This is a genomic window from Curtobacterium sp. 9128 (assembly GCF_007673775.1).
In the GTDB taxonomy this organism is placed as follows: domain Bacteria; phylum Actinomycetota; class Actinomycetes; order Actinomycetales; family Microbacteriaceae; genus Curtobacterium.
The window spans coordinates 120828-144660 of sequence record NZ_VEAF01000007.1; the positions used below are offsets into that span (position 1 = coordinate 120828).

Annotated in this window: 20 protein-coding genes and 1 other RNA gene; 12 read left to right on the forward strand and 9 right to left on the reverse strand. The window is 71.5% G+C overall.

The window, feature by feature from the left end; genetic code table 11:
* Window positions 1–51: 51 nt before the first annotated feature.
* Window positions 52–492 carry a GNAT family N-acetyltransferase gene (locus FS641_RS15515; RefSeq protein ID WP_144765440.1) on the reverse strand — a complete coding sequence of 147 codons (441 nt, stop codon included), beginning with the start codon at window positions 490–492 and terminating at the stop codon, window positions 52–54.
* Between the two features lie 113 nt (window positions 493–605).
* Between FS641_RS15515 and FS641_RS15520 the strand changes: the two genes are divergently transcribed.
* Window positions 606–1187: a hypothetical protein gene (locus FS641_RS15520; RefSeq protein WP_260855866.1), complete on the forward strand. Its 582-nt coding sequence runs from the start codon at window positions 606–608 to the stop codon at window positions 1185–1187.
* Window positions 1188–1293: 106 nt separating this feature from the next.
* Window positions 1294–2709 (forward strand): LamG-like jellyroll fold domain-containing protein, encoded by a 1416-nt coding sequence (locus FS641_RS15525; protein ID WP_144765442.1) that lies wholly within the window; start codon window positions 1294–1296, stop codon window positions 2707–2709.
* A gap of 22 nt (window positions 2710–2731) precedes the next feature.
* Here FS641_RS15525 and FS641_RS15530 read toward each other — a convergent pair whose 3' ends face one another.
* Window positions 2732–2974: a zf-HC2 domain-containing protein gene (locus FS641_RS15530; protein ID WP_144765444.1), complete on the reverse strand. Its 243-nt coding sequence runs from the start codon at window positions 2972–2974 to the stop codon at window positions 2732–2734.
* On the reverse strand, window positions 2971–3777 hold the full coding sequence (locus FS641_RS15535; protein ID WP_144765446.1) for a sigma-70 family RNA polymerase sigma factor: 807 nt from the start codon (window positions 3775–3777) through the stop codon (window positions 2971–2973). The genes FS641_RS15530 and FS641_RS15535 overlap by 4 nt, the downstream gene beginning before the upstream one ends.
* 111 nt (window positions 3778–3888) lie before the next feature.
* Here FS641_RS15535 and aroA point away from each other — a divergent pair, with 111 nt between their 5' ends.
* The 10 genes from aroA to FS641_RS15585 all read left to right on the forward strand — a co-directional run bounded on the left by aroA (window position 3889) and on the right by FS641_RS15585 (window position 18271).
* On the forward strand, window positions 3889–5259 hold the full coding sequence (aroA, locus tag FS641_RS15540; protein WP_144765448.1) for a 3-phosphoshikimate 1-carboxyvinyltransferase: 1371 nt from the start codon (window positions 3889–3891) through the stop codon (window positions 5257–5259).
* A gap of 4 nt (window positions 5260–5263) precedes the next feature.
* A complete protein-coding gene (gene rsgA, locus FS641_RS15545; protein ID WP_144765450.1) occupies window positions 5264–6307 on the forward strand; it encodes a ribosome small subunit-dependent GTPase A in 1044 nt (347 codons plus the stop codon).
* Between the two features lie 227 nt (window positions 6308–6534).
* Window positions 6535–7698, forward strand: coding sequence for a hypothetical protein (locus FS641_RS15550; RefSeq protein ID WP_144765452.1), 1164 nt, complete (start codon window positions 6535–6537; stop codon window positions 7696–7698).
* Between the two features lie 19 nt (window positions 7699–7717).
* On the forward strand, window positions 7718–8506 hold the full coding sequence (locus FS641_RS15555; protein ID WP_144765454.1) for an inositol monophosphatase family protein: 789 nt from the start codon (window positions 7718–7720) through the stop codon (window positions 8504–8506).
* Between the two features lie 442 nt (window positions 8507–8948).
* Window positions 8949–11660 (forward strand): LuxR family transcriptional regulator, encoded by a 2712-nt coding sequence (locus tag FS641_RS15560; protein WP_144765456.1) that lies wholly within the window; start codon window positions 8949–8951, stop codon window positions 11658–11660.
* Window positions 11661–12050: 390 nt separating this feature from the next.
* Window positions 12051–13832, forward strand: a complete 1782-nt coding sequence (gene glmS, locus FS641_RS15565) for a glutamine--fructose-6-phosphate transaminase (isomerizing) (RefSeq protein WP_144765458.1) — start codon at window positions 12051–12053, stop codon at window positions 13830–13832.
* Window positions 13833–13954: 122 nt separating this feature from the next.
* Window positions 13955–14680 carry a M50 family metallopeptidase gene (locus FS641_RS15570; RefSeq protein WP_144765460.1) on the forward strand — a complete coding sequence of 242 codons (726 nt, stop codon included), beginning with the start codon at window positions 13955–13957 and terminating at the stop codon, window positions 14678–14680.
* A 278-nt stretch (window positions 14681–14958) separates the two neighbouring features.
* A complete protein-coding gene (locus FS641_RS15575) occupies window positions 14959–15489 on the forward strand; it encodes an NUDIX hydrolase (RefSeq protein ID WP_260855868.1) in 531 nt (176 codons plus the stop codon).
* An 86-nt stretch (window positions 15490–15575) separates the two neighbouring features.
* On the forward strand, window positions 15576–16964 hold the full coding sequence (locus FS641_RS15580) for an O-acetylhomoserine aminocarboxypropyltransferase/cysteine synthase family protein (RefSeq protein WP_144765464.1): 1389 nt from the start codon (window positions 15576–15578) through the stop codon (window positions 16962–16964).
* A gap of 2 nt (window positions 16965–16966) precedes the next feature.
* A complete protein-coding gene (locus tag FS641_RS15585) occupies window positions 16967–18271 on the forward strand; it encodes an LLM class flavin-dependent oxidoreductase (protein WP_144765466.1) in 1305 nt (434 codons plus the stop codon).
* Between the two features lie 87 nt (window positions 18272–18358).
* Here the strand turns inward: FS641_RS15585 and FS641_RS15590 are convergent, their stop codons facing one another.
* From FS641_RS15590 to ftsE, 6 genes are all read right to left on the reverse strand, one after another.
* The gene (locus FS641_RS15590) at window positions 18359–20026 is read right to left on the reverse strand and encodes an APC family permease (RefSeq protein WP_222122116.1); all 1668 of its coding nucleotides are present in this window, start codon (window positions 20024–20026) and stop codon (window positions 18359–18361) included.
* 126 nt (window positions 20027–20152) lie between these two features.
* Window positions 20153–20956, reverse strand: coding sequence for a hypothetical protein (locus FS641_RS15595; RefSeq protein ID WP_144765470.1), 804 nt, complete (start codon window positions 20954–20956; stop codon window positions 20153–20155).
* 119 nt (window positions 20957–21075) lie between these two features.
* Window positions 21076–21453: a transfer-messenger RNA gene (ssrA, locus tag FS641_RS15600) on the reverse strand.
* 97 nt (window positions 21454–21550) lie between these two features.
* Window positions 21551–22027, reverse strand: a complete 477-nt coding sequence (smpB, locus tag FS641_RS15605) for an SsrA-binding protein SmpB (protein WP_144765472.1) — start codon at window positions 22025–22027, stop codon at window positions 21551–21553.
* A 115-nt stretch (window positions 22028–22142) separates the two neighbouring features.
* Window positions 22143–23057, reverse strand: coding sequence for a permease-like cell division protein FtsX (gene ftsX / locus FS641_RS15610; RefSeq protein ID WP_144765474.1), 915 nt, complete (start codon window positions 23055–23057; stop codon window positions 22143–22145).
* The gene (gene ftsE / locus FS641_RS15615) at window positions 23054–23812 is read right to left on the reverse strand and encodes a cell division ATP-binding protein FtsE (protein WP_144765476.1); all 759 of its coding nucleotides are present in this window, start codon (window positions 23810–23812) and stop codon (window positions 23054–23056) included. Before ftsE ends, ftsX begins: the two co-directional genes overlap by 4 nt.
* Between the last annotated feature and the right edge of the window lie 21 nt (window positions 23813–23833).

The following is a 23833-nucleotide window of genomic DNA, read 5'->3' on the forward strand; positions in this document are numbered from 1 at the left end:
CGGGGCGCGTTGCTCGTACCGGGGCGCAAGATGCGCTCCGCCGCGCAGCGGTCACACGATCCGCGTGTACCGCACCCCGGCCTCGTGGTAGCCGCGCCGCTGGTAGAACCGGTGCGCACTGTCCGTCGCAGCCGCGCTGACCGCGCTCAGCCGTCGCGCGCCCTGTGACACGGCCCACTCCTCGAAGGTGCCGATGAGCTCGGAACCGGTGCCGGTCCTCCTGGCGGTCGGGTCGACCACCAGCAGGAGCAGCTGCGCCGTCGGCTCGTCGCTCGCGTAGGTCCAGGTGAGCTGTGCGCCGGCCACGGCCACGACCCGGCCGTCCTCGCTCCGGACCAACCAGGTGCGGTGCCCGGCCTCCGGCGTCAGCCGTCCGAGCCGGGACCGCATCGCGGTCTCGTCCACGGTGTGCCCGAGCAGTCGGACGAGTGCGGTGACGTCGGCGACGTCCGTGTCGGACCACGAGGTCATCGACTCGGCGGTGATGGTCATGCGGCGACCCTATCGACCGCTCCCGTGATGTGACGACGTCGGAGCCCCCTGGCCTCGCAACTGATATTCATATATACTGCTGGTATATCGAATCCCGACCACCAGGAGTCCTGATGCACATCACCACCCGCCACGGCCGCACCGCTGCCTGGATCGCCCTCCCCCTCGCGGTGATCGCGAGTGGGGCCGTCGTCGCGACGGCGTCCTACGCCGCCTTCTCCGCCACCACCGACAACGCCGGCAACGCCTGGCGCACCGGTGCCGTGACCCTGACCGACGACGACGCCGGAGCAGCTCTGTTCGACGTCGACGACCTCATCCCCGGCAGCACCGGGACCAACTGCATCACCGTGACCTCGACCACGACGAACCCGTCCCAGGTCCGGATGTACACCGCCGACCAGTCCGACGAGGCACAGATCGCACAGCACCTCGACATGACCGTCGAGCGAGGCTCCCTCACCACCACCGGGGACTGCAGCACGTTCACGACCGGCTCCACGGTGCACGACGGCACCCTCGCCGGCCTGCTCGCGCTCGACTCCTTCGGTGCGGGCGTCGACGACTGGGCGCCCGCGGTCGGCACGACGTCGACCACCTATCGCTTCACCTACACGCTCGGCACCGACACCCCGAACACCGCGCAGGCGTCCGCCGCCGGCACCACGTTCGTCTGGGAAGCGCAGACGGACTGACCCGCGCCGGGCACGGCCGCTCCGAGCGGCCCAGTCGGGGAACGGTTCGCCAGGGAACCGTTCCCCGACTGCCGACCACGACGCACCGACACCCGAGGAGCAGCAGATGACACGGAACCCGAGACGGAACGACCGGTGCCACGGCGACCTCGTCGCCCTCGTCGTCGGCGTCGCAGCACGCACCACGCTCGCCACGGGCGTCCTGCTGGCCCTCTGGGCCGCCGTGCCCGTCCTCCTCGGCTGGACAGCGACCACCGTCGTCTCCGAGTCGATGTCCCCGGCCGTCCGCGCGGGTGACGTCGTCGCGGCCATGCCCGTCGACGCCGACGCCGTCACCGTGGGGCAGGTGCTCCTCGTCGAGGACCCCGACCACGAGGGCCGGCAGCGACTCCACCGACTCGAACGGATCGAGGCCGACGGTGCCCTGCGGCTCCGCGGTGATGCGAACCCCGCTCCCGACCGCACCGCCGTGGGACCCGACCGTGTCATCGGTGTCGGCGTGCTCCGCTTCCCGTTCGTCGGCCTCCCGAACGTGTGGCTCAGGACGGGTGACTGGTCGGCTCTGGCCACGACCGCAGCGGTCGTCGTCTTGCTGGTCCTGCTCGGGCGCGCCGATCGCGACCTGCGCACCGGCGTCCCGTGTCGTCGGTGCGGCACGCCGCGGTGGGATCTGCGGACCGAGGTCGACGACGCTCGGACCACCCTGTCGGTCGGCGCCGTCGCGCTCCCGACGGTGGCTGCCCTGACCCTCGCCGCGATGGCCGTGAGCACCGCGGGTGCCGGCTTCAGCGGCACCACCGACGGCCGATCGACCCTCGCCTCGACGCCGTCGTTCCCGTGCTTCCACCACGACCCCGTCGACGCCGTCCTGGCGTGGGACTTCGCCGAACGGAACGGACCCGGAGTCCTCGACACCAGCGGCTCGGGGCAGGACGGACAGTTCGTCGGCTCCGGCGGCGTCCGCGCCGACGGCAGCTGCACGGACAACCCGTTCGCGTCGTTCGGGGCCGCCGGCGACGCGGAGGGGTGGGTCGTCACGGACACCGCGGTGGCTGCCCCGGACGTCTTCACCGTCTCGGTGTGGTTCCGGTCGACCGGGAGCGACGGGGGCCGGATCGTCGGCTTCGGTTCAGACCGGGGATCCGCCTCCACGCATCGGGACCGCCACCTGTACGTCGGAGCGGACGGTCATCTCCGCTTCGGCGTCGAGGGCTCCGGCAGCCAGTTCAAGTTCACGGTGAGCTCGTCGAGCAGTGTCGTCGACGGCGAGTGGCACCACGCGGTCGCGACCTTCCAGCCGCGGTCGATGGAGCTCTGGCTGGACGGCGTCCGCCAGGGAGGCAGGACGGACGCCGTCACACTCCGCCAGTACGACGGGTACTGGCGAGCAGCGCGCCAGACGCTGTCTGGCTGGCCGGGCGTCGGCTCCTACGCGTTCACCGGCGACATCGACACGGTGCGCGTCCACCACCGGGTCCTCGACGGCGCGATGATCCGCGCGGAGTTCGCCGCCGGGCGGTGAGACGCCGCCGACGACGGACGCGTCAGTGCGTGGCCTGCTCCACCCGGATGCGGGCGAGGATCTCGGTCCGCAGCTGGTCGGGAGCGGTCTCCTTGCACGCGCGCCGCACGGTCTCCATGAGCACCACGTTGACCCGGTGCTCCGTCGTGCAGTCCTCGCAGCCGTCCATGTGCTCACGGATGTCCGCCGCGTCCTCGCGGCAGAGCTCGTCGTGCAGGAACTCCTCGAGCTCCGCCTTGGCCTTCGAGCAGTCGCAGCCGCTCATCGCGCTTCCTTCCGTCCGGAGCGACCCGAGGTCGCTGCCCTGTCCGACGCCGCGCCGGACGCGGGAGCGTCCGTCGCCGATGTGGCGCCCCGGCCCCGCCCGCGCATCGTCGCCGTCGACGCTGCGTCCGGGACGATGCCGGTCTCACGTGCGTGGTCCGCCAGGAGCCCGCGGAGGAGCCGGCGTCCACGGTGGAGGCGGCTCATGACCGTCCCCACGGGGGTCTTCATGATGTCGGCGATCTCCTGGTAGGAGAAGCCCTCGACGTCGGCGAAGTAGACCGCCATCCGGAAGTCCTCCGGGATGGCCTGCAGTGCGTCCTTCACGGCGGAGGACGGCAGGTGGTCGATGGCGTCGGCCTCGGCGGAGCGCGCCGAGATCGACTGCGTGACGCTCTCCGCGCCGCCGAGCTGCCAGTCCTCGAGTTCGTCGATCGTGCCCTGGTAGGGGTTCCGCTGGTTCTTGCGGTACGTGTTGATGAAGGTGTTCGTCAGGATCCGGTAGAGCCACGCCTTGAGGTTCGTGCCCTGCTTGAACTGCCGGAACGCCGCGAACGCCTTGACGAAGGTCTCCTGCACGAGGTCCGACGCGTCCGCGGGGTTGCGCGTCATCCGCATCGCGGCGCCGTAGAGCTGGTCCATGAACGGCAGCGCCTGGTCCTCGAAGAGCCTGCGGAGTTCGGCGTCGGACACGGTCGTCGCGTCGACCGCCTCCGCCTCCGCCTCGGCCTCGACGGCGTCGAGCTGCGCCTCGGTCTCCTCGACCAGGTCGTGGGGTGCTGCGGGCGGCTCTTCGGTGGTCATCGCGGGCCAGTCTAGAGCGAGCCCGGTGGACACGGCGGGCAGGAGCCGCCGGGCCGGTGCGAGTGCTGTCGCCAAGGGTCCTCCCGATCGTTTCAGTAGTCTTGTGAACCGATGGCAGACACGACACATTCCCAGACCTCGGCACCCTGGACCGCCCCGGTCGCGAGCGGGCCGCTCACGGGTGACGTCGCGCTGCCCGGATCGAAGTCCCTGACGAACCGCGAGCTCGTCCTCGCGGCACTCGCAGACGGCCCGTCGACCATCCACCTCCCCCTGCACTCCCGGGACTCCGCCCTGATGGTCGCGGCGCTCCGCCAACTCGGCGTCGGCATCGAGGCCGTCGAGCCCGAGAGCGCGCCGAACCCCTACGGACCCGACCTCCGCATCACCCCGGCCGCGATGACCGGCGGTGTCCGGATCGACTGCGGCCTCGCCGGCACCGTGATGCGCTTCCTGCCGCCGCTCGCCGCGCTCGCCACCGGGACCGTCACGGTCGACGGCGACCCGTACGCCCGCAAGCGGCCGATGGGCGCGATCATCCGTGCGCTCGGCGAGCTCGGCGTCGACGTCACCGACGACGGCGACGGCGCGATGCCGTTCTCCTTCACCGGGTCCGGATCGGTCCGGGGCGGTGCCCTCACGATCGACGCGAGCGCCTCGTCGCAGTTCGTGTCCGGGCTGCTCCTCTCCGCGCCGCGCTTCGACGAGGGTCTGCACCTGACACACGCGGGCGAGCGTCTGCCGAGCCTGCCGCACATCGAGATGACCGTCGCGGCACTGCGCGCCCGCGGCGTCCGCGTCGACGAGCCCGCCGTCGGCGAGTGGGTCGTGCACCCCGGCCCGATCGCCGCGCGCGACGTCACGATCGAACCCGACCTCTCCAACGCCGCCCCGTTCGCGGTGGCCGCGCTCGTCGCCGGCGGCACCGTCCGGATCCGCACGTGGCCGACGGCGACGACGCAGGTCGGCGCCGACCTCGAGACGCTCCTGCCCCTGTGGGGCGCGACCGTGACGCGCGATGGTGACGACCTCGTCGTCGACGGCGGCGTCGGGGTGCTGGGGGGAGCCTCCATCCCGGGGCTGGAACTGGACCTGACGCGCGGAGGCGAGCTCGCTCCGGCACTCGTCGCGCTCGCGGCGCTCGCGGACGGCACCACGACCGTCACCGGCATCGGCCACCTGCGCGGGCACGAGACGGACCGGCTCGCCGCGTTGGCGGCGGACCTGCACCGGACGGGAGGCTCGGTGCAGGAACTCGACGACGGCCTGCGGATCGAACCGGCCCCCCTGCACGGCGCGGCCTGGGCCGCGTACGAGGACCACCGGATGGCGACGGCCGGAGCCGTGATCGGCCTGGTCACACCGGGGGTCGTGGTGGACGACATCGGCACGACGGCGAAGACGCTGCCGCAGTTCCCGGAGCTCTGGGCACAGCTCGTGGCCACGGCGGGTCCGTCGTCGCCCTCGGCACCGGGGGCGTGACCCGATGAGCTGGTGGGACGACGTCGACGGCGACGCGGACGAGGACGAGCCGTACGGCCAGTACGACGAGTCGAGCGTCCGGGTCCGCCCGAACCCGAAGGGCAACCGACCCCGCACCAAGGTGCGCCCCACGTACGACGACGCCCCGACCGGCTGGGTGACGAACGTCGACCGCGGGCGGTTCGGCGTGCTCATCGAGGACCGCGTCGTCACCGCGACGAAGGCGCGCGAGCTCGGGAAGAAGTCCGTCGTCACCGGCGACACGGTCTTCCTGGCCGGCGACGTCTCCGGCTCCGAGGGCTCGCTCGCCCGCATCGTGCGGGTCGCCGAGCGCACGACGCTCCTCCGTCGGAGCGCCGACGACACGGACGAGGTCGAGCGGGTCATCGTGGCGAACGCGACGCAGATGCTCATCGTCGTCGCGGCCGCCGATCCGGAGCCCCGGACGCGGCTCATCGACCGGTACCTCGTCGCGGCGTTCGACGCGGGCCTCGACCCGGTCCTCTGCATCACCAAGACCGACCTCGCCGATCCCGCACCGTTCCTCGCGCACTTCGACTGCCTCGACGTGCGGATCGTGACGAGCCGGTCCGACTCCTTCCCCCTGGACGCCCTGCACGAGGTGCTCGACGGGCAGGTCACCGTCACCGTCGGGCACTCCGGCGTCGGCAAGTCGACGCTCGTGAACGCCCTGACCGGCTCGACGCGGGCGACCGGGGTCGTCAACGCCGTGACCGGGCGGGGGCGGCACACGTCGTCGTCCTCGATCGCGCTGCAGGTCCGGGACGGGGGCTGGATCATCGACACGCCGGGGGTCCGGTCGTTCGGGCTCGGGCACGTCGACCCGGCGAACGTCTTCCGGGCCTTCGCGGCGCACGCGATCCCCGTCGCCGAACCCCGGGACGGGATCCCGCTCGACCAGGCGCACGACTGGGAGATCGTCGACCGGGTGCACGCCGGGGAGCTCGGGCCGACGGGCATCGAGCGGCTCGACTCCTTCCGGGCGCTGCTGACCGGGATGGGTGCGGCGGACCCCTCGACGGAGTAGCGGCGGGGTTGGGCGGGACTCCTGCGTGCCGCGGGTTCTCCGGGCTCTCCGGGTTCTCCCTCACTCGAGGTTCCACAACTCGCCGCTCAGGTTCGCCGAGGTCGCACGAAGGACGGTCTGGGCGCGGTGAGGTCCCGCAATTGCGGAACCTCGGCGCGTTGGCCCACGCACTGGGCAGTCCGGGCGCGGTCGACAGGGTGGGCAGGGACGGCGTACGATCATCCCTCGTGTCAGAAGTTGCAAAGTACAACTTTGCGCCGACCCGCGTCGACGCTCCCGCCCTCACCGACCGCGCCGACGACGCCGCGACCACGCACCGAGGCCATGCCGCTCCCCGGCCTCCGCACCGTGCGCCCTCCGTCCTCCGCCCGACCGGCCTCGGCAGGACGCTCCTGACCTTCGCCACGCACATCCTCGTGCCGCTCTTCCTCGCGGCGGGGATGGGACTGGCGTACCTCGGTGCGTTCCACGCCCCCGCGCCGAAGGACCTCCCGGTCGGGATCGTCGGCCAGGGCGCCACCGCGCAGGTGTTCGCCCAGACGGTCACGGACCAGTCCGACGGCGCCCTGGTGGCACACGTGGTCGCGACGGACACCGCGGCCCGGCAGCAGGTCCGCGACCGCGAGCTCGCGGCGGTGTTCGCCCCGACGACGACCGACGCGACGCTCTACGTCTCGACCGCAGCGAGCGAGACCACCGCCACCGCGGCGCAGAAGGTCTTCCTGCCGATCGCCTACGAGCAGCACCTGCCCTTCCACGTGGTCGACGTCGTGCCCTCGGGCGACCAGGACAGCACCGGACAGGGGCTGTTCTTCCTGCTCGTCGCCCTCAGCGTCGGCGGGTACGCGTCCGCGATCGCCGTCGCCGCGTTCGCCACCAGGCTCCGTGCCGTGTGGACCGCGGTCATCGGCCTCGCAACGGCCGGTGTCGTCGCGGGGATCGGCATCGTCATCGCGGGACCGGTCTACGGGGTCATCACCACGCACCAGTGGCAGATCTTCCTGTTCGCGTGGATGTACGACGCGGTGATCATCGGCCTCGGCATCGGTCTGCACCCGCTCCTCGGGCGCTGGACCACCCCGGTGCTGACGATGCTGTTCGTGATGCTCAACTTCACCTCGTCCGGCGGCATCTTCCAGCCGGCGTTCCAGCCCGGCTTCTTCGCGGCGCTGAACGCCTTCTGGAGCGGAGCGGCGTGGCTGCAGGCCGCCCAGGACCTGCAGTACTTCCCCGGTGCCTCACTCGGCCGGAGCTCGCTCGTGCTGACGCTCTGGCTGGTCGGCGCGGTGCTCCTCTGCGTCGTCGTGCACGGGCTCGTCGCCCGCCGTTCCCGCATCGCCCGGGAACGCATGGTCAGCCCCCTCGAGGAGGAAGAGGTCGTCGCGGCGTAGCCCCACTACGCTCGGATCCGTGGACCTCAGCGCCGACCTGGACTTCGCCCGTTCCCTCGCCGACACCGCCGACGCGATCAGCCTGGAGCGCTTCCGGGCCGCCGACCTGCACGTGTCGAGGAAGGCCGACAGCACGCACGTCACCGACGCGGACCAGGCGGTGGAACGAGCGCTCCGGGCCCGCATCGCAGCCGAGCGCGCCGACGACTCCTTCCTCGGCGAGGAGACCACCGCGGACTCCGGCGCGGACGCGCTCAGCGAGGGGCACCGGCAGTGGGTGGTCGACCCGATCGACGGCACGGCGAACTACCTCAGGGGCGTGCCGGTGTGGGCCACGCTCATCGCCCTCGCCGTCGACGGCCGTCCGGTCCTCGGCGTCGTCAGCGCCCCTGCGCTCGGCAAGCGCTGGTGGGCCGCGCACGGACTGGGAGCCCACTCGCTCGACGGCGACCTGCACGTGTCCGGGGTGACCGAGCTCGCCGACGCGAGCATCAGCTACAACAGCATCCAGCAGTGGGACGACGACGACCGCCTGGACGCCCTCGTCGACCTGTCCCGCACGGTGTGGCGCACGCGGGCCTACGGGGACATGTGGTCGTACATGATGGTGGCCGAGGGGGTCCTCGACGTCGCCGGCGAACCGGACCTCAAGCCGTGGGACATCGCCGCGCTCGTGCCGATCGTCGAGGAGGCGGGCGGGCGCCTCACCTCGCTCGACGGCGACCCGGGCCCCTGGCACGGCAGCGCCCTGGCGACGAACGGGCTGGTGCACGACGCCGTCGTCGAGGTCATCCGCCGCCAGCACTGATCCCGCCGCGATACCACAGGACGCCGAGCGCGACCCGGAGAAACGTGGCGGAGACCCCCCGTACTGGGGTGATGAACATTCAGATCCGCGGGACCGGATCGCCCCGCCAGGGCGATGCCTCGGCTATCGTGCTTCCAGACGGCAGGTCAGGTGGCGTCTCGGGATCCCTAGTCCCGATGCTGAGCCCGACCGGTCGTGTTCGTCGAAGACCCTAACCCGAGGGGTGATACAGACGATGACATCATCGTTCCCGAGCGGGATCGAGTGCACCCTCACTCGACCGCATTCCAACCACCGAACCGCCGGCGTGTCCCTGCGCGCCGCACTCCCGAACAGCCGGACGGTCACCCGCCGACCGGCTGCCCGGATCCACGAAGCGCTCCCTGGCGCCCTCGGATCCGTCCCCGCGCTCGCCTCCGGACCCGGAGGCCGGTGAGTCCCCATGGAACTCACCGGTCGACGTTCTGAGGTCGACCGGATCGCGGCCCTCGCTGTCCTCCCCCGGGAGTCGGCGATGGTCGTGGTCGGCGACCCTGGCTCCGGACGCACCAGCGTCCTCGACGCGGTCTCGAACCGCGTCTCCATCTCCGTCGTCCGACTGGGCGTCAACGGCTCCGAAGCCCGTTGGCCCATGTCGGGCGTGACCTCCCTGTTCACCGCACTCGACGACCCGAGGGCCTCCGCGCACATCGCACGGCTGGTCCGGCACGTCGACGAGGGCCTGGCCGCGGCGCACGACTTCCTCGACGCCGTGCACGCGCTGACGCTCCCGCCGACGCTCGTGCTCATCGACGACCTCGACCGGATGGACGCCGAGAGCCAGGAGCTCATCGCGTTCCTGGCCGGGCGACTCGCCGGGACGGCCCTGCGCCTCGTCGCGACCGTGCGACGCCTGCCGTCGGACGGTCCGCTCGCCGCGCTGCCGACGCTCCGGCTCGAGCCACTGACACCGGACGAGGCACTCGTGCTCGCCCGGGACATGGCGCCGGAGGAGGCGAACGACGGCGTCCTCGCCGTCCTCGCCGACCAGACCGGCGGCAACCCAGGGGCGCTCCGCGAACAGATCGGGGCCCTCCGTCGCGAACAGCTCGTCGGCACCGAACCGATCGTGCTGCCGCTCCGGCCGACACCGACGACGTCGGCGGCCGCCGCACTCGTCCTCGAAGCCGCCGCGGGACGCGATCTGGACGTCCTCGCGCGACTCGCTCTCGTCCCGACGGCCCGCGTGGCCGGCTGGGACCGCGACGCCGTCGACGACCTCGTCGGTGCCGGGCTGGCGACGGTCCGCGGACAGTCGATCGCGGTCCGCGACCCGCTCGTCCGCTCCGCCCTGTACTGGAGCATGCCGGCGCGTGACCGCCGGGAGGCACACACCGAGCTGGCCGCGAGCGCCGCCGCGCACGACGACCGATCGGCGGCGTGGCACGCGAGCTTCGCCGACGCCGTCCCGGACGCCGTCGGCCTGCTCGCCGTCGCCCGGTCGTACGCGGAGGACGGCGACGCCCGAGCCGCCGTGACGCTCACCGAACGCGCACTGCACATCGGGTCCGCGTCGGAGGCCGAACACCTCGCGCTGCTCGGGGTCGCGGAGGCGCTCCTCGCGCACCGCCTCCTCGGGTTCGCGGCGCGGTACCTCGCCGCGATCCGGCCGTTCGCCACGCTCGGCCACGAGGTCCGTCGGCTCCGTGTGCAGTACTCGGTGCAGTACCTCAGCGGCGACGTCGTGCACGCCGACGAGCTGATGATGCCGTTCGACGTCTCCGACGACGCCGAGGCCGGTGCGTTCTCCGGGCTGCTGGCGATGGTCGCGACCTTCCGGGCGGAGGCGTGGGAGGTCGATCAGGCCCGCGACCTGCTGCACCGCGCGGAACCGCTCGAGGGCCGCGCGTCGGCCCACACGGCAGAGATCCTCGAGGTGGCGCGGGAACTCGTGGCGGCGGTCGACGGCACCCTGCCGCCGGACGCCGAGCTGCACGAGGGCCTCGCCGCACACCGGCTGCTCGCGATGAGCGACCCCGCGCTGCTCATGCTCGCCCAGTCGCTCAGCATCGCCGAGCGCTCCCGGAGCGCACGGCGGGTGTTCGCGCTGGTCCTGGCCAGGACGAACGACACGGCCCCGGTCTGGCTCGAAGCAGCGCGCTACCTGTCCGCCGAGAACGAGGTGCGCTCCGGGAACTTCCGGCAGGCGCTCCGTGCGATCGACGTCTGGGAGGCCGGCTCGGCCGTCGTCGAACGGCTCAGCGAACCGTCGAGGGCGATCGCGGTCGCCTGGCGGCACTTCGCAGAGGGTCGGTCCGCCGACGCGCTCGACGTCGTCGACCACTGCCTCCGCCAGCGCTCGACGAACCGCCTCTGGGGTGCGACCGCGAAGCTCTACGCGCTGCGCGGGCAGGTGCTGCTGCTGGACGGTCGGCTCGAGGAGGCCGCGTCCAGCCTGGAGGCGGCCGACGCCATCGGCCGCGGCCTCCGCAACCCGGCGGTGCTCCGCCACCTCGGCGACCTGGTCGAGGTGTACGCGCGCCTCGGTCGGGTCGACGACGCCAGGAACACCACCGCACGGCTGGCGGCGGACCACCACGCGCGGCCGTCCCGCTGGGGCGCACTGGTGCTGACGCGGAGCCTCGCGCTCATCGCCGACGACACCACGCGCGACACCTCCCGGCGTCGTGCGCTGGAGGTCTTCCAGCCGCACGACTCGCAGTTCGAGCGGGCGAGGACGTTCGCGGCCCTCGCCGCGGTCGCCGCGCCGGGCGACCGAGCGCGGCTCGGTGCCGCCGCCGCCGCGGCGTACGAGGCAGCGGGGCTCCGGCGTCCGCTCGCCACGCCGGCGCCGACGGTCGCGATGCCGTCGCTCGGTGGCACCGCGATGGGTTCCGGCCCGTTCTCCGGTCCCGACCGTTCCGGTGTCGTGCTCTCCGCGTCGACGCCCGGCACGCCGGGGACGCCGCGGAGCGCGCCGGACGCGTCGACGGTGCTCACGTCGCTGACCGCCGAGGAGCGTGCCGTCGTGCAGAAGGTGACCGAGGGGTACCGCAACCGCGAGATCGCGTCGTCGCTCTACATGTCGCAGCGGACGGTGGAGCTGCGACTGACGCAGATCTACCGGAAGGTCGGCGCGCGGTCCCGGTCCCACCTGGTCGCGCTGCTCACGTGACCTGAGCGTCACCACGTCCGGACGGGAGGCCCGGTGCCAGCTGGCACCGGGCCTCCCGTCCGTCCGCGCTTGCGTGACCCCGCACGCCGCGGCGCGGTCTCGCACCCTCGACGCGTGGAACCGCAACAAGCGCGAGGCAGCGTTGTCCCGCGGCGGGCGGCCCGGCGATGCTGTCCATGCACCGACCGCCGCGCCCCCTCCGGGAGGCACGCCACGGTACCCCGATCGGTACCCGAACCGTCGGCCCTGGAACGCCGTCGTCCGTCCTCGCCTGATCCGAGGACGGGCGACGGTCAGGGCCGGCGGTCCCGATCGCGTGGCACACCCGGCGGCGGTCGGTGCCGCCCGTCCCCCGGACGGCTCCCCCGCCTCGACCCGAAGGACCTGCCGATGTGCGGCATCATCGCGGCCCGCGTCGCCGACGACGCCACCCCGTACCTGCTGGACGGCCTGGAACGCCTCGAGTACCGCGGGTACGACTCCGCCGGCATCGCCGTGCGGACGGCCGTCGGCGGCACCGAGGTCCTCCGGTCGGTGTCGCGGCTCGGGGACCTGCGTGCACTCGTCGCCGCCCGGTCCGGCGCCGCGCTGACCGGGACCGGCATCGGCCACACCCGCTGGGCGACGCACGGCGGGGTGTCCGAGCGGAACGCCCACCCGCACCAGGACTGCTCCGGTCGCGTCAGCGTCGTGCACAACGGCATCGTCGAGAACGCCGACCGGCTCCGGACGACCCTCGAGACGCAGGGGCACGTCTTCGCGTCGGACGTCGACTCCGAGGTCATCGCGCACCTCGTCGAGCGGGCACTCGCGGTCGACGCCGATCTGATGCTCGCCGTGCAGATCGCCACCGCCCAGCTCGAGGGGTCGTGGGCGATCGTCGTGCTGGACGCCGTGACGGGCCGCATGGTCGTCGCAGCGGAACGGTCACCGCTCGTCGTCGCCCGGACCGGACGCGGTGACTTCGTCGCCAGCGACGTCGGCGCGATCGCGGAGTGGTGCGAGACGTTCGTGGCGCTCCGCGACGGCGACGTCGTCGAGCTCGGCGAGTCGTGGGAGTGGTCGTCGGCGGGTGTCGCGGTGCCGGTGCCGTTCCCGACGCCGTCGCCGTTCGCCGCCGCGGCGCTCGACCTCGGCGACCACCCCGACCACATGGCGAAGGAGATCGAGGAGCAGCCGGCGGTCGTCGCGGCCGTCCTCGACCGGGTGGCGGTGCGCGCCGCGGACGGTGGCATGTGGGCAGGACTCGGGCTGCCGGATCCGGAGCGGTTGGCGGTCGTCGCGTGCGGGACGTCGCTGCACGCCGGACAGGTCATCGCCACCGCGCTCCGCTGGATCGGCGGGGTGCCGACCGACGTCGTCGTCGCGAGCGAGGCCGACCAGGTGGTGCTCTCGCCCGGGACGCTCGTCGTGGCGATCAGCCAGTCGGGCGAGACGGCCGACGTGCTCCGCGCGCTCGACCGGTTCGGCGACGCGCACCCGGTGCTCGCCCTCACGAACAACGTGCACTCCTCGCTCGCGCGCCGCGCGGACGCCGTGCTCGACTGCCACGCCGGGCCCGAGATCGGTGTCGCCGCGACGAAGACCTTCACTGCGCAGGTGGTGGTCGGGGTGGCCGCGATGCTCTCCGCGCTCGTGGCGTCCGGGCGGCTCTCCCCCGACCGGGCGACGGCACACGTGCGCGCGCTGCGGTCGCTGCCGGCCCGCATGGAGCACGCCGGCCGGGTCGCTGCCGACCGCGTCCCGCTGCTCGTGTCGAGCGTGCGCGACGCCAGCGGCTTCCTGTTCCTCGGCCGGGGTGCCGGTCTGCCCTACGCGGCCGAGGGTGCGCTGAAGCTCAAGGAGCTCAGCTACCGCTGGGCGGAGGCGTACCCGGCCGGCGAACTCAAGCACGGTCCGCTGGCGCTCGTCGACGAGGGCACGCCGGTCGTCGTCGTCGACCACGGCGACCCCCGCCTGCAGGCTGCGATCGCCGAGGTCCGGGCACGCGGCGGCCGCGTCATCACGATCGGTGGCCCCGGGTCGGACGTCCCCGCCCTCGGGTCGCCGGAACCGTGGGGACCGCTCGAGGCGGTCGTGCCGCTGCAGATGTTCGCCCGCGAACTCGCACTCCGGCTCGGGTGCGACGTCGACAAGCCGCGGAACCTCGCCAAGTCGGTGACGGTCGCGTGAACCACCTGACGCTGTTCCTGGTCGTGATGGCCACGGTCTCGGTCCTCGTCACCGTGACGGCCGTCCTCACGGTGGTCCTGCCCTCGGTGGGTTCCTAGCCGCGTCTGTCACAGTGGCGGCCGATGACCACCGAACCACTCGCCTCCGCCGCCTCCCTCGTGTTCGTCGCGATCCTCGTCGGCGCGGTGCTGCCGTTCGTGCCCGTCGTCGGCCGCGTCGCGCGGCTCGCGACGACCATCGCGCACGAGGTCGGGCACTCCGTCGTCGTCGTGCCGTTCGGCGGTTGCATCCGCCGCATCGACCTGCGCCCCGACGGGTCCGGCGAGGCGTGGGTGCAGCTCGGCGGTGTGCCGGGTGCCGTCCGGTGGCTCGTGCGCATCCTGAACCTCTACGCCGGGTACAGCGCTCCGCTCTGGGCTGGGGCGCTGCTCGTGACCGGGGCACTGCACGGCTCGCGCTGGCTCCCGGTCGTGGTGCTCGGCGTGATCGGGCTGATCGCGCTGCTGTTCGTGCGGAACTGGTTCGGCCTCCTCGTCGTCGTGGGCTTCGACGCGCTCGCCCTGTGGGTCGCGCTCCGGCCCTCGGAGGCCACGCTCCTCGTCGTCGCGGGCGTCGGGGCGCTGTTCGTCGTCGACGGTCTGCGCTCGGTCGTGCAGGTCGCCGGCTGGATCGCCACCGGCGCGCGCGTGCAGACCGACTTCCACATCGCCGCGGCGGAGATGCGCCTGCCCGCCGGCGTGTGGTTCGTGTGCTTCGTGCTCGTCAACGGCGTCGCCGTGTGGCTCGCGCGCGACCCGCTGCTCGCCGTCTGGGACACGATCGCCGCCGGGGTGCGTGCGTTCGTGTAGCGCGCCCGCGCCCGCTCCCCCTCCTCGCCGCTCCCCGCTCCCCGCTCCCCGACTCGGAACGACGGCGTCGCTGTCGTACGACATCGACCATGTCGCTCCGTGCGGCGGCAACCGTTCACCACGCGAAGGAACGACGGTGTCGACGTCGTACGACATCGACCGTGTCGCTCCGCGTCACTCCGCCAACACGCCCGCACGCCCGCACGCCCCGAACACGCCCGCACGCCCCGCCACGCCCGCACGCCCCCACCCCGGCCCACGCCTGCCACGATGGACCCGTGCACACCGCCGACGCCCTCCGCGCCCTCGACACCGCCCCCGCGTCCGCGCTCCGCGACCGCTACCGCACGTTCGTCGAGGTCCACGGCGACGCCGCACTCCGACGGAACGGCGGCCCTGAGCACCTCACCGGGTCGTGCTTCGTCCTCTCACCGGAGATGACCCACGTGCTGCTCTGCCTCCACCGCAAGGGTCGCTTCTGGGTGCAGTTCGGCGGGCACGTGGAGCCCGGGGACCCGACGCTCGCCGACACCGCCCGCCGCGAGGCCCGCGAGGAGTCCGGCATCGCCGACCTCGACCTCCTGTCCGACGACGTCGTCGACCTCGACCGTCACGACCTGCACGGCGGCTTCTCCTGCGCGGCGCACTGGGACGTCGGCTTCGTCGCCCTCGTCCCGCGCGACACGGACACCGTGGTCAGCGACGAGAGCGACGACGTCCGCTGGTTCCCCGTCGACGCCCTCCCCGACGCGCTGCCCACCGGCTTCGCCGACCGTCTCGCCGGGGTGCTGGCGTCGCTCCGACCGTAACGGAGCGCCGCAATCGGGCCCCTCCCGACACGGGGCTGCGAGAGTACGTCCAGTACCGAGCAGTACCCGGCAGACGGAGGTGTCCCATGGCGACCGATGACCACGGCTTCGCGACCGAACAGGTGCACGGCGGGTTCGTCCCCGACACCGCCCACGGCGCCCGGGTCCCCGCGGTCCACATGTCCTCCGGCTTCCTCTTCGACGACTTCGACCAAGCCAGGGACCGCTTCGCCGGCACCGACGACGGCTACACGTACACGCGGCTCGGCAACCCGACGAACGCCGATGTCGAACGCCGGATCGCGCTGCTCGAACGTGGCCTCGAGGCGATCCTGGTGTCGAGCGGGCAGGCGGCCGCGACGGTCGCGTTCCTCGGGCTGCTGCAGGCCGGCGACCACGTCGTCAGCGCGCGGAGCATCTACGAGGGCACCCGCGGCCTCCTCGTGCAGAACCTCGGCCGGCTCGGCATCGAGGTCGACTTCGTCGCCGACGCCCGCGACCTCGACGCATGGGCCGCCGCGGTGCGGCCGAACACGAAGGCGTTCTTCGCCGAGACGATCCCGAACCCGAAGAACGACGTGCTCGACATCACCGGTGTCGCGGAGGCCGCGCACCGTGCCGGGGTCCCACTCGTCGTCGACAACACCCTCGCGACGCCGTACCTGGTCCGTCCGATCGAGTTCGGCGCGGACATCGTCATCCACTCGGCGTCGAAGTTCCTCAGCGGTCACGGCTCCGGGCTCGGCGGGGTGGTCGTCGACGGCGGGTCCTTCGACTGGTCGGCCACCCCCGGACGCTGGACCCACCTGACGACACCGGAGCGCGCGCTCGGCGGCCGGAGCTACGTCGAGGCGTACGGCGCCCGCGCGTGGGTCGTGTACGCCCGCGACGTCGTCAGCTCCCGCATCGGCCCGACGCCCTCGCCGTTCAACGCGTTCCTGCTGCGCCAGGGCATCGAGACCCTCAGCCTCCGCGTCGAGCGACACAGCGCGAACGCGCTGGCCGTCGCGGCCTTCCTGGACCAGCAGCCGGAGGTGACGAGCGTCGACCACGCGGGCCTGGCCTCCAGTCCGTTCCACGACCTGGCGGAGCGGTACCTGCCCCGCGGGGCCGGCTCGGTGTTCGCCTTCACGCTCGCCGGAGGCGAGCCGGCGGCACGCGCCTTCATCGACGCGGTGCAGCTGTTCAGCCGGATGACCCACCTGGGCGACGTCCGCTCGCTCATCCTCCACCCGGCCACGACGACGCACGCCGGCCGCACCCCCGAGGAGCGTGCGGCGCAGGGCATCGGCGACGGCCTCATCCGGCTGTCGATCGGGATCGAGGACGTCGCGGACCTGGTCCGCGACCTCGAGCGCGGGTTCGCCGCGGTGCGCGGGGACGCCGACCGGGAGGCCCGGCTCGACCCCGCCGCGGAGCTCACGTCCCTGGGACACACGGTCCCCGGACAGCACGTGATCGCGGAGGAGATCTGACGATGGCCGACCTGCAGCACTTCGGGTACTTCTTCTCCCGCGGGTTCGGCCCGCAGGCGTGGGGGCGGTCCGACTGGGACTGGGGACACGACTGGACGAAGCCGGACCTGTACCAGCAGTCGGTGCGTGCGCTCGAGCAGGCGGGGATGGACCTCGTCATCGCCGAGGACGCGATCTCCCTCGGGAACCCGGCGACGCTCGACCTGCGGATCCGCCAGGCGTACGGCGGCCCCAAGCACGATCCGCTGCTGCTCGCCCCGTACCTGTTCGCCGCGACGTCGCACATCGGGATCGCGCCGACCGTGAACGCCGGCTTCACCCCGCCCTACCTCGCCGCCCGCCAGTTCGCCACGCTGGCGCACCTGTCGTCCGAGCGACTCGGGATCAACGTCGTGACCGACGTCGGGAGCGCTCGGCACGCCGGCGTGGCGCCGCTGCCGCATGACCAGGCGTACGACCGTGCCGAGGAGTGGATCACCCTGCTCCGGCGGTTCTGGCACTCGTGGGGCGACGGCTACGTCGGCGACCGGTCGAGCTGGCGGTTCGCGGACGGGACGGCGCTCGACGCGTTCCACCACGAGGGCGAGCACTTCACCGCCGACGGACCGCTCAACGCACTGCCGCTCGCCGCCGATCCGGTCGTGGTCTCCCCCGGCGGGTCCGGCCGGGGCCTCGGCTTCGCGGGCACCCACTCGGACGTGCAGCTCGCCCTCGCGCCGCTCTCGGCCGCCGCGATGTCCGACTATCGGGCACGCGTGCTGGCGGCTGCAGCCGAGTCCGGGCGCTCGGCGTCCGACCTCCGGATCCTGTTCGTGCTGAAGCCCGAGGTCGTCGCCTCGGTGGAGGAGGCCGACCGGATCGTGGCCGCGTCGGCGCACCCGTCCGACGACGACCTCCGCACCGCTGCGGTCGCGTGGTCGAGCGACTCCGAGACGGACCTGCTGTCGCTCGACCTGGACCGGCCGATCCCGGAGGGGACCTTCGGCGACCACGTCTCCGCCGGGACGATCCGTGGCCTCGTCGGGGACACCCCGGACGCACCGCTCCGCGAGCTCCTCACCCGCAAGGCCCGCAAGGGCCGCGTCGACGCGCGCGCGGGGTTCGTCGGCACCGCTGGCGAGTTCGCCGACTTCATCGAGGAGCTCGGCGCCGACGCGGACAACGACGGGATCATCTTCTCCGGGGACCTGCACCCCGCGCAGGTGTACCGGATGTTCGGCGACATCGTGCCGGTGCTGCGGCAGCGCGGACTGCTCCGACGGGAGTACGGCGGCGGCGGGATCCGCGGGAACCTGTTCGACTTCTGACGCCACGACGGACAGGAGGCCACGACGGACAGGAGGCTCGGTGCCAGCTGGCACCGAACCTCCCGTCTGCATCGCTTCGGGGTGGGGTCAGTGCCGGACCGGCTCCACGACCGAGGACTCCTCGACGTCGCGGACGTCCTCGGCGGTGCGGAGGATCTCCTCGCGCGGGGACGCCGAGTTGACCGCCCAGTAGTAGATCACCAGCGAGAACACGGCGACCACGAGGATGTCGATCCACAGCGGGAACACCGGGTGCGTCAGCGGACCGAAGTCGCTGAGGAACACGATCAGGCCCATGCCGATCAGGTACGGCAGCAGCCACTGCGCCGCCTTCCAGTCCCAGCGCGGCCGGACGCTCGACGCGCCGCGGAACACGTTGTTGAGGATGATGACGACGGCCCCGATGAGGATCGCGACGCCGAGCTTCCAGTCGGTGTCCCATCCGGTCCAGAGGATGATGAGGTTCGCGACGATGAACGCGATCGGCGAGAGCACCGATGCGATCGGCATGCGGTAGGGCCGCTCGACCTCGGGGATGCGCTTCCGGAACGCCCCCAGGGCGAGCGGGGCACCGGCGTACATGAGCACGGACGCGCTCGTGATGAGGCTGACCAGGCCCTGCCACGACGGGAACGGCGCGAAGCAGGCGCACCCGATGACGAACGCCGTGATGAGGCCGACCCAGGGCACGCCCTGCTTGGTCGTCCACTCGAACGCCTTCGGGAAGTAGCCGTTGCGGCTGAGTCCGTAGGAGATGCGGGAGGTGGCGGTCACGTAGATGAGACCGGTCCCGGCGGGCGAGATGATCGCGTCGATGAAGATGACGACCGCGAGCCAGGTGATGCCGGCGGCCATCGCGATGTCGGCGAACGGGCCGGTGTACTTGGTGAAGTCCGCCGTCGCCCAGGAGCCCTGGATCGCGTTCGACCGGAGGACCCCGAGGAACACGACCTGCAGCAGCAGGTAGATCACGAGACCGATGAGCACCGAGCCGATGACGGCACGGGGGATGTCACGCTTCGGGTTCTTCGCCTCGCCCGCGAGCTGGTCGGCCTGCTCGAACCCGAGGAACGCGAAGATGATGCCCGAGGTGGAGACCGCCGCGAGGATGCCCTTCGCACCCTCCGGCATGAACCCGTTCGCGGCGGTGAAGTTCGACCCGTGGAATCCGCTGAACGCCAGCACGATGATGACGAGCAGGGGGATCGCCACCTTCCACCACGTCGCCGCGGAGTTCGTGTTCGCGAGGATCCGGACGCTCAGCAGGTTGATCACGGTCACGACCGCCATCAGCACGATGGCGACCGCGATGCCGGCACCGGTCAGGAGCTGCTGCGTCTCACCGTCCACGGTCGTGGTGTGCAGCCACGGGTGCGCGAACTGCCAGTGCTGGGCGTACTTGATCATCGCCTCGACCTCGATCGGGGCGACGGTGACGGACTGCAGCCACGAGAACCAGCCGAACGAGGCGCCGGCGATGCCGCCGAACGCGATGTGGGGGAACCGCGCTGTTCCCCCCGCGATCGGGAACATGCCGCCGAGTTCGGCGTGCACGAGTGCCAGGACGAGGATCGCCACGCCGCCGATGACCCACGAGATGATCGCCGCGGGGCCGGCGGTCTTCAGCGCCTCCTGCGAGCCGAACAGCCAACCGGACCCGATGATGGATCCGGTCGACGCCCAGATGAGGCCGATGAAGCCGACGTTGCGCTTGAGCCCGGAGTCGGGAAGCGCCTGTGCTGTCGAAGTTGCCACTGTTGCTCCTGTCGAGATGACCACGGCCCGTGGGGCGTGGGCGTGGTCATCGACTCTGGCACTCGGCGGGGACTTCGGACGATTTCGTAACCAGGTGGAAACAATCATCCTGTATAAGCACTCAGGCTACTTCTTGGTGGCCTTCTTCTTGCCGTCCTTCTTCTTCTTGCCGTCCTTCTTCTTCTCGTCCTTCTTCTTGCCGTCCTTCTTCTTGGCGTCCTTCTTCTTGCTGGCCTTCTTCTTCTCGTCCTTCTCCTTGCCGTCGTTCTTCTTGCGCTTCTGCTCGTCGACGGCCGGGACACGGTCGGACGGATCCGGAGTGGTGTCCGTCTCGACGCCGTCGACGGGTTCCACGACGACGGCGGATCCGGTGTCCTCGAGCACGTCGACCGGCTCGCCGGTGAGCTCGGTCGCCAGGGCGTCCTCGACCCGCTCGACGGTGACGACGGCGGCGTCCTCGGCGAGGCGGACGAGCGCCGACGCAGCGCGGAGCCGCGTCGTGCTCCTCCGCGCGAGCACGTCGGCGCGAGCACCCTCGAGGAACGCCCGCAGCGACCGTTCGGCCACGGAACGCCCGCGCGGCGCCGAACGGTCGAGCCGGTCGAGTTCGCCGGCGACACCGGCGACGTCGTCCTCGACGTGCTCGTACCGCACGGACTCGATGAGGGCGGCGATCGTCGCGGCCGCCCGCTCGACGGCGGCACTGCGCTGGTCGAGCACGACGAGCATCTCGAACGTCGAACCGTAGGAGACGGTCTCGAGGCGCACGGGCTCTGCGCCGCGGCCACGGATCACCAGGCGCGCATCGGGCGTCGGCAGCCACGCGGCCAGTGCGGCGACGGTCGCGACGGACCCGACGATGCGCTCGTACTCGGCCAGGCCCACCCGCTCCTGCTCTCGCAGACGGACTCGGATCGCGATCTCCTGCACGGCAACGCCTCCCACTCATGTGGCGAGGACCGGTGACCACGCCTGCACCGGAGGGTAGACGTCCGGCCTGACGGGTGGGTGGGGTCCCACGGTGTGACAGCGGCTGCGTCGTCCGGCGATGGTGGAGATGGGGGGAATCGAACCCCCGTCCATCGCTGCAATTCGACGTCTTCTACGGGCGTAGCCGGATGAGGCGTTCTGCTCGGCCCCGTCCATTGCTACCGGCTTCTTGGACGACGGGCCCAGTCTCAGTGCAAGTCCCGCACGGCCCTGAGGCGCAACCGTGCAGCAAGTCCCCTGGATGACGCCGGAACTCAGGTTAGGAGACGATCACCTGGCCGACGGACTTCATGTGCTGGGCTGCTTACGCAGCGAGAGCGAAGTCAGTGCGCTTGGAATTGGCACTTGTTGTTTTCCACGGATCGTTGACGAGATGACCGTGGGTCCTCGGCCCGCTTCCCGTCGGCACACAGGCGATGTCGAAACCGATCATCCCCATGGGGGCCGAACAGCGAGCCGCTGTCACACTGTGGAGTTGTGGGTGCCCGCTTCCGCAGGCAGCTGTTCAGTCTACGTCAGGAACAGCCTCTGACGCTACTCGCCGAGACGGTTCCGGCTGCGCATGGCCCGCTCGGCCTCGCGCTTGTCGGTCTTCTCGCGGAGCGCCTGCCGCTTGTCGAACTCGCGCTTGCCCTTGGCGACCGCGATCTCGACCTTGGCGCGGCCGTCGTGGAAGTAGATCTGCAGCGGGACGAGCGTGTAGCCGCCCTGCTGGGTCTTGTGCGAGATCTTGACGATCTCCTGCTTGTGGAGGAGCAGCTTCCGCTTGCGGCGAGGAGCGTGGTTGTTCCAGGTCCCCTCGGTGTACTCGGGGATGTGCACGGCGTCGAGCCACGCTTCTCCCCCGTCGACGAAGGCGTAGCCGTCCACGAGTGACGCCCGCCCTTCACGAAGGGACTTCACCTCGGTCCCGGAGAGCACCATGCCGGCCTCGTACGTGTCCTCGATGAGGTAGTCGTGGCGCGCGCGACGGTTGGTCGCCACGATCTTCTCGCCGCGTTCCTTCGCCATGCGCGTCTCCTCTCGAACGGTCGCTGCGGTGTGCAGCCCTACAGCCTAGCGAACACCGGACGGACGGCGCACCTTCCCGGCGCGCCGCCCGTCCGCACTGCTCCGCGGCTCCCGGCTAGACCTTGAGGTACCGGCGGATCGCGATCGACGCCGACACCGCCGCGAGGACCACCCCGATGACGATCACCGCCGGCACGACCACGGCCGCGTCGCTCATCCCGATGAACGCCGTCCCGGAGAACCGCCTGGTGAGGTAGTTCCGGACGAAGAACCACACGACGGCGGTGATCGCCCCACCGGCCAGGACGGCACCGATGGCCGCCGCGATCACGCCCTCGAGCACGAACGGTGTCTGGATGAAGCGGTTCGACGCGCCGACGAGACGCATGATGCCGAGCTCGCGTCTCCGGGAGAACGCGGAGAGGCGGATCGTCGTGGCGATGAGCAACACGGCGGCGATCAACATGAGCGCCGCGATGCCGATCGCCGTGTACGACGAGGCGTTCAGCAGGTTGAAGATCGGTTGCAGGTACCCACGCTGGTCGACGACGCTCTGCACGCCGGCCACCTTCGACAGGCTCTCCTGCAGCACGTCCGCCTGCGACGGGTTCTTGAGGTTCACCCAGTACGTCTCGTTGAGGTACTCGGGCTTGACGAACTCCGTGGCCGGCGAGTCCTTGAACTGCTGCTTGAAGCGCGTGTAGGCGTCCTGCTGGTTCTCGAAGTAGAACTTCTCGATGTACGGCGCCAGGGTCGAGCCCTTGAGCTGTGCTTCGACCTGCTGCCGCTGGTCGTCCGTGGCCTTCGCCCCGGTGCAGTTGCCGGTGGTGTCGGTGTCGGTGCAGAGGTACACGGCGACCTGGGCGCGGTCGTACCAGTACCCCTTCATCTGGTTGATCTGCATCTGCAGCAGGATCGCGGTGCCGACGAAGGTCAGGGAGATGAAGGTCACCAGGACGACGGACACCACCATCGAGGCGTTGCGTCGGAGGCCGGACCCGACCTCGGACATGACGAGCCCGAGCCTCATCGGATGAGCCCCGGGATGGTCTGGATGCCCGTGGTGTTCGACACCGTCGCGGGGTGCTGCACCGGGAGCGCCTGGGTCTGGTACCCGCCGGACTGCTCGTCGCGGAGCACGCGGCCACCGGAGAGCTCGATGACCCGGCGCTGCATCTGGTTCACGATGCTGGCGTCGTGCGTCGCCATGAGCACGGTGGTGCCTCCCTGGTTGATGCGTTCGAGGAGCGCCATGATGCCCGCCGAGGTCGTCGGGTCGAGGTTGCCGGTGGGCTCGTCGGCCAGCAGGACCGACGGCTTGTTGACGACGGCGCGGGCGATCGCGACGCGCTGCTGCTCACCACCGGAGAGCTCGTGCGGCATGCGGGTCGCCTTGCCGTTCAGGCCGACGAGCTTCAGCACGTCGGTGACGGCCTCGCTGATGAAGCCCTTGCTCTTGCCGATCACCTGGAGCGAGAACGCGACGTTGTCGAAGACGTTCTTGTTCGGCAGGAGTCGGAAGTCCTGGAACACCACGCCGAGGTTCCGTCGGAAGTACGGCACCTTCCGCGAGGACAGGGCGCCGAGGCGTTGGCCGAGCACGTGGATCTGGCCGCGCGACGGCTTCTCCTCCTTGAGCACGAGGCGCAGGAAGCTGGACTTCCCGGAGCCGGACGCGCCGACGAGGAAGACGAACTCGCCCTTGAGGATCTCGAGGGTGACGTTGTCGAGCGCGGGACTCGGGTTGCCCGAGTACACCTTGGTGACCTGGTCGAATTTGATCATGACCGGATCAGGGTAGGTCGC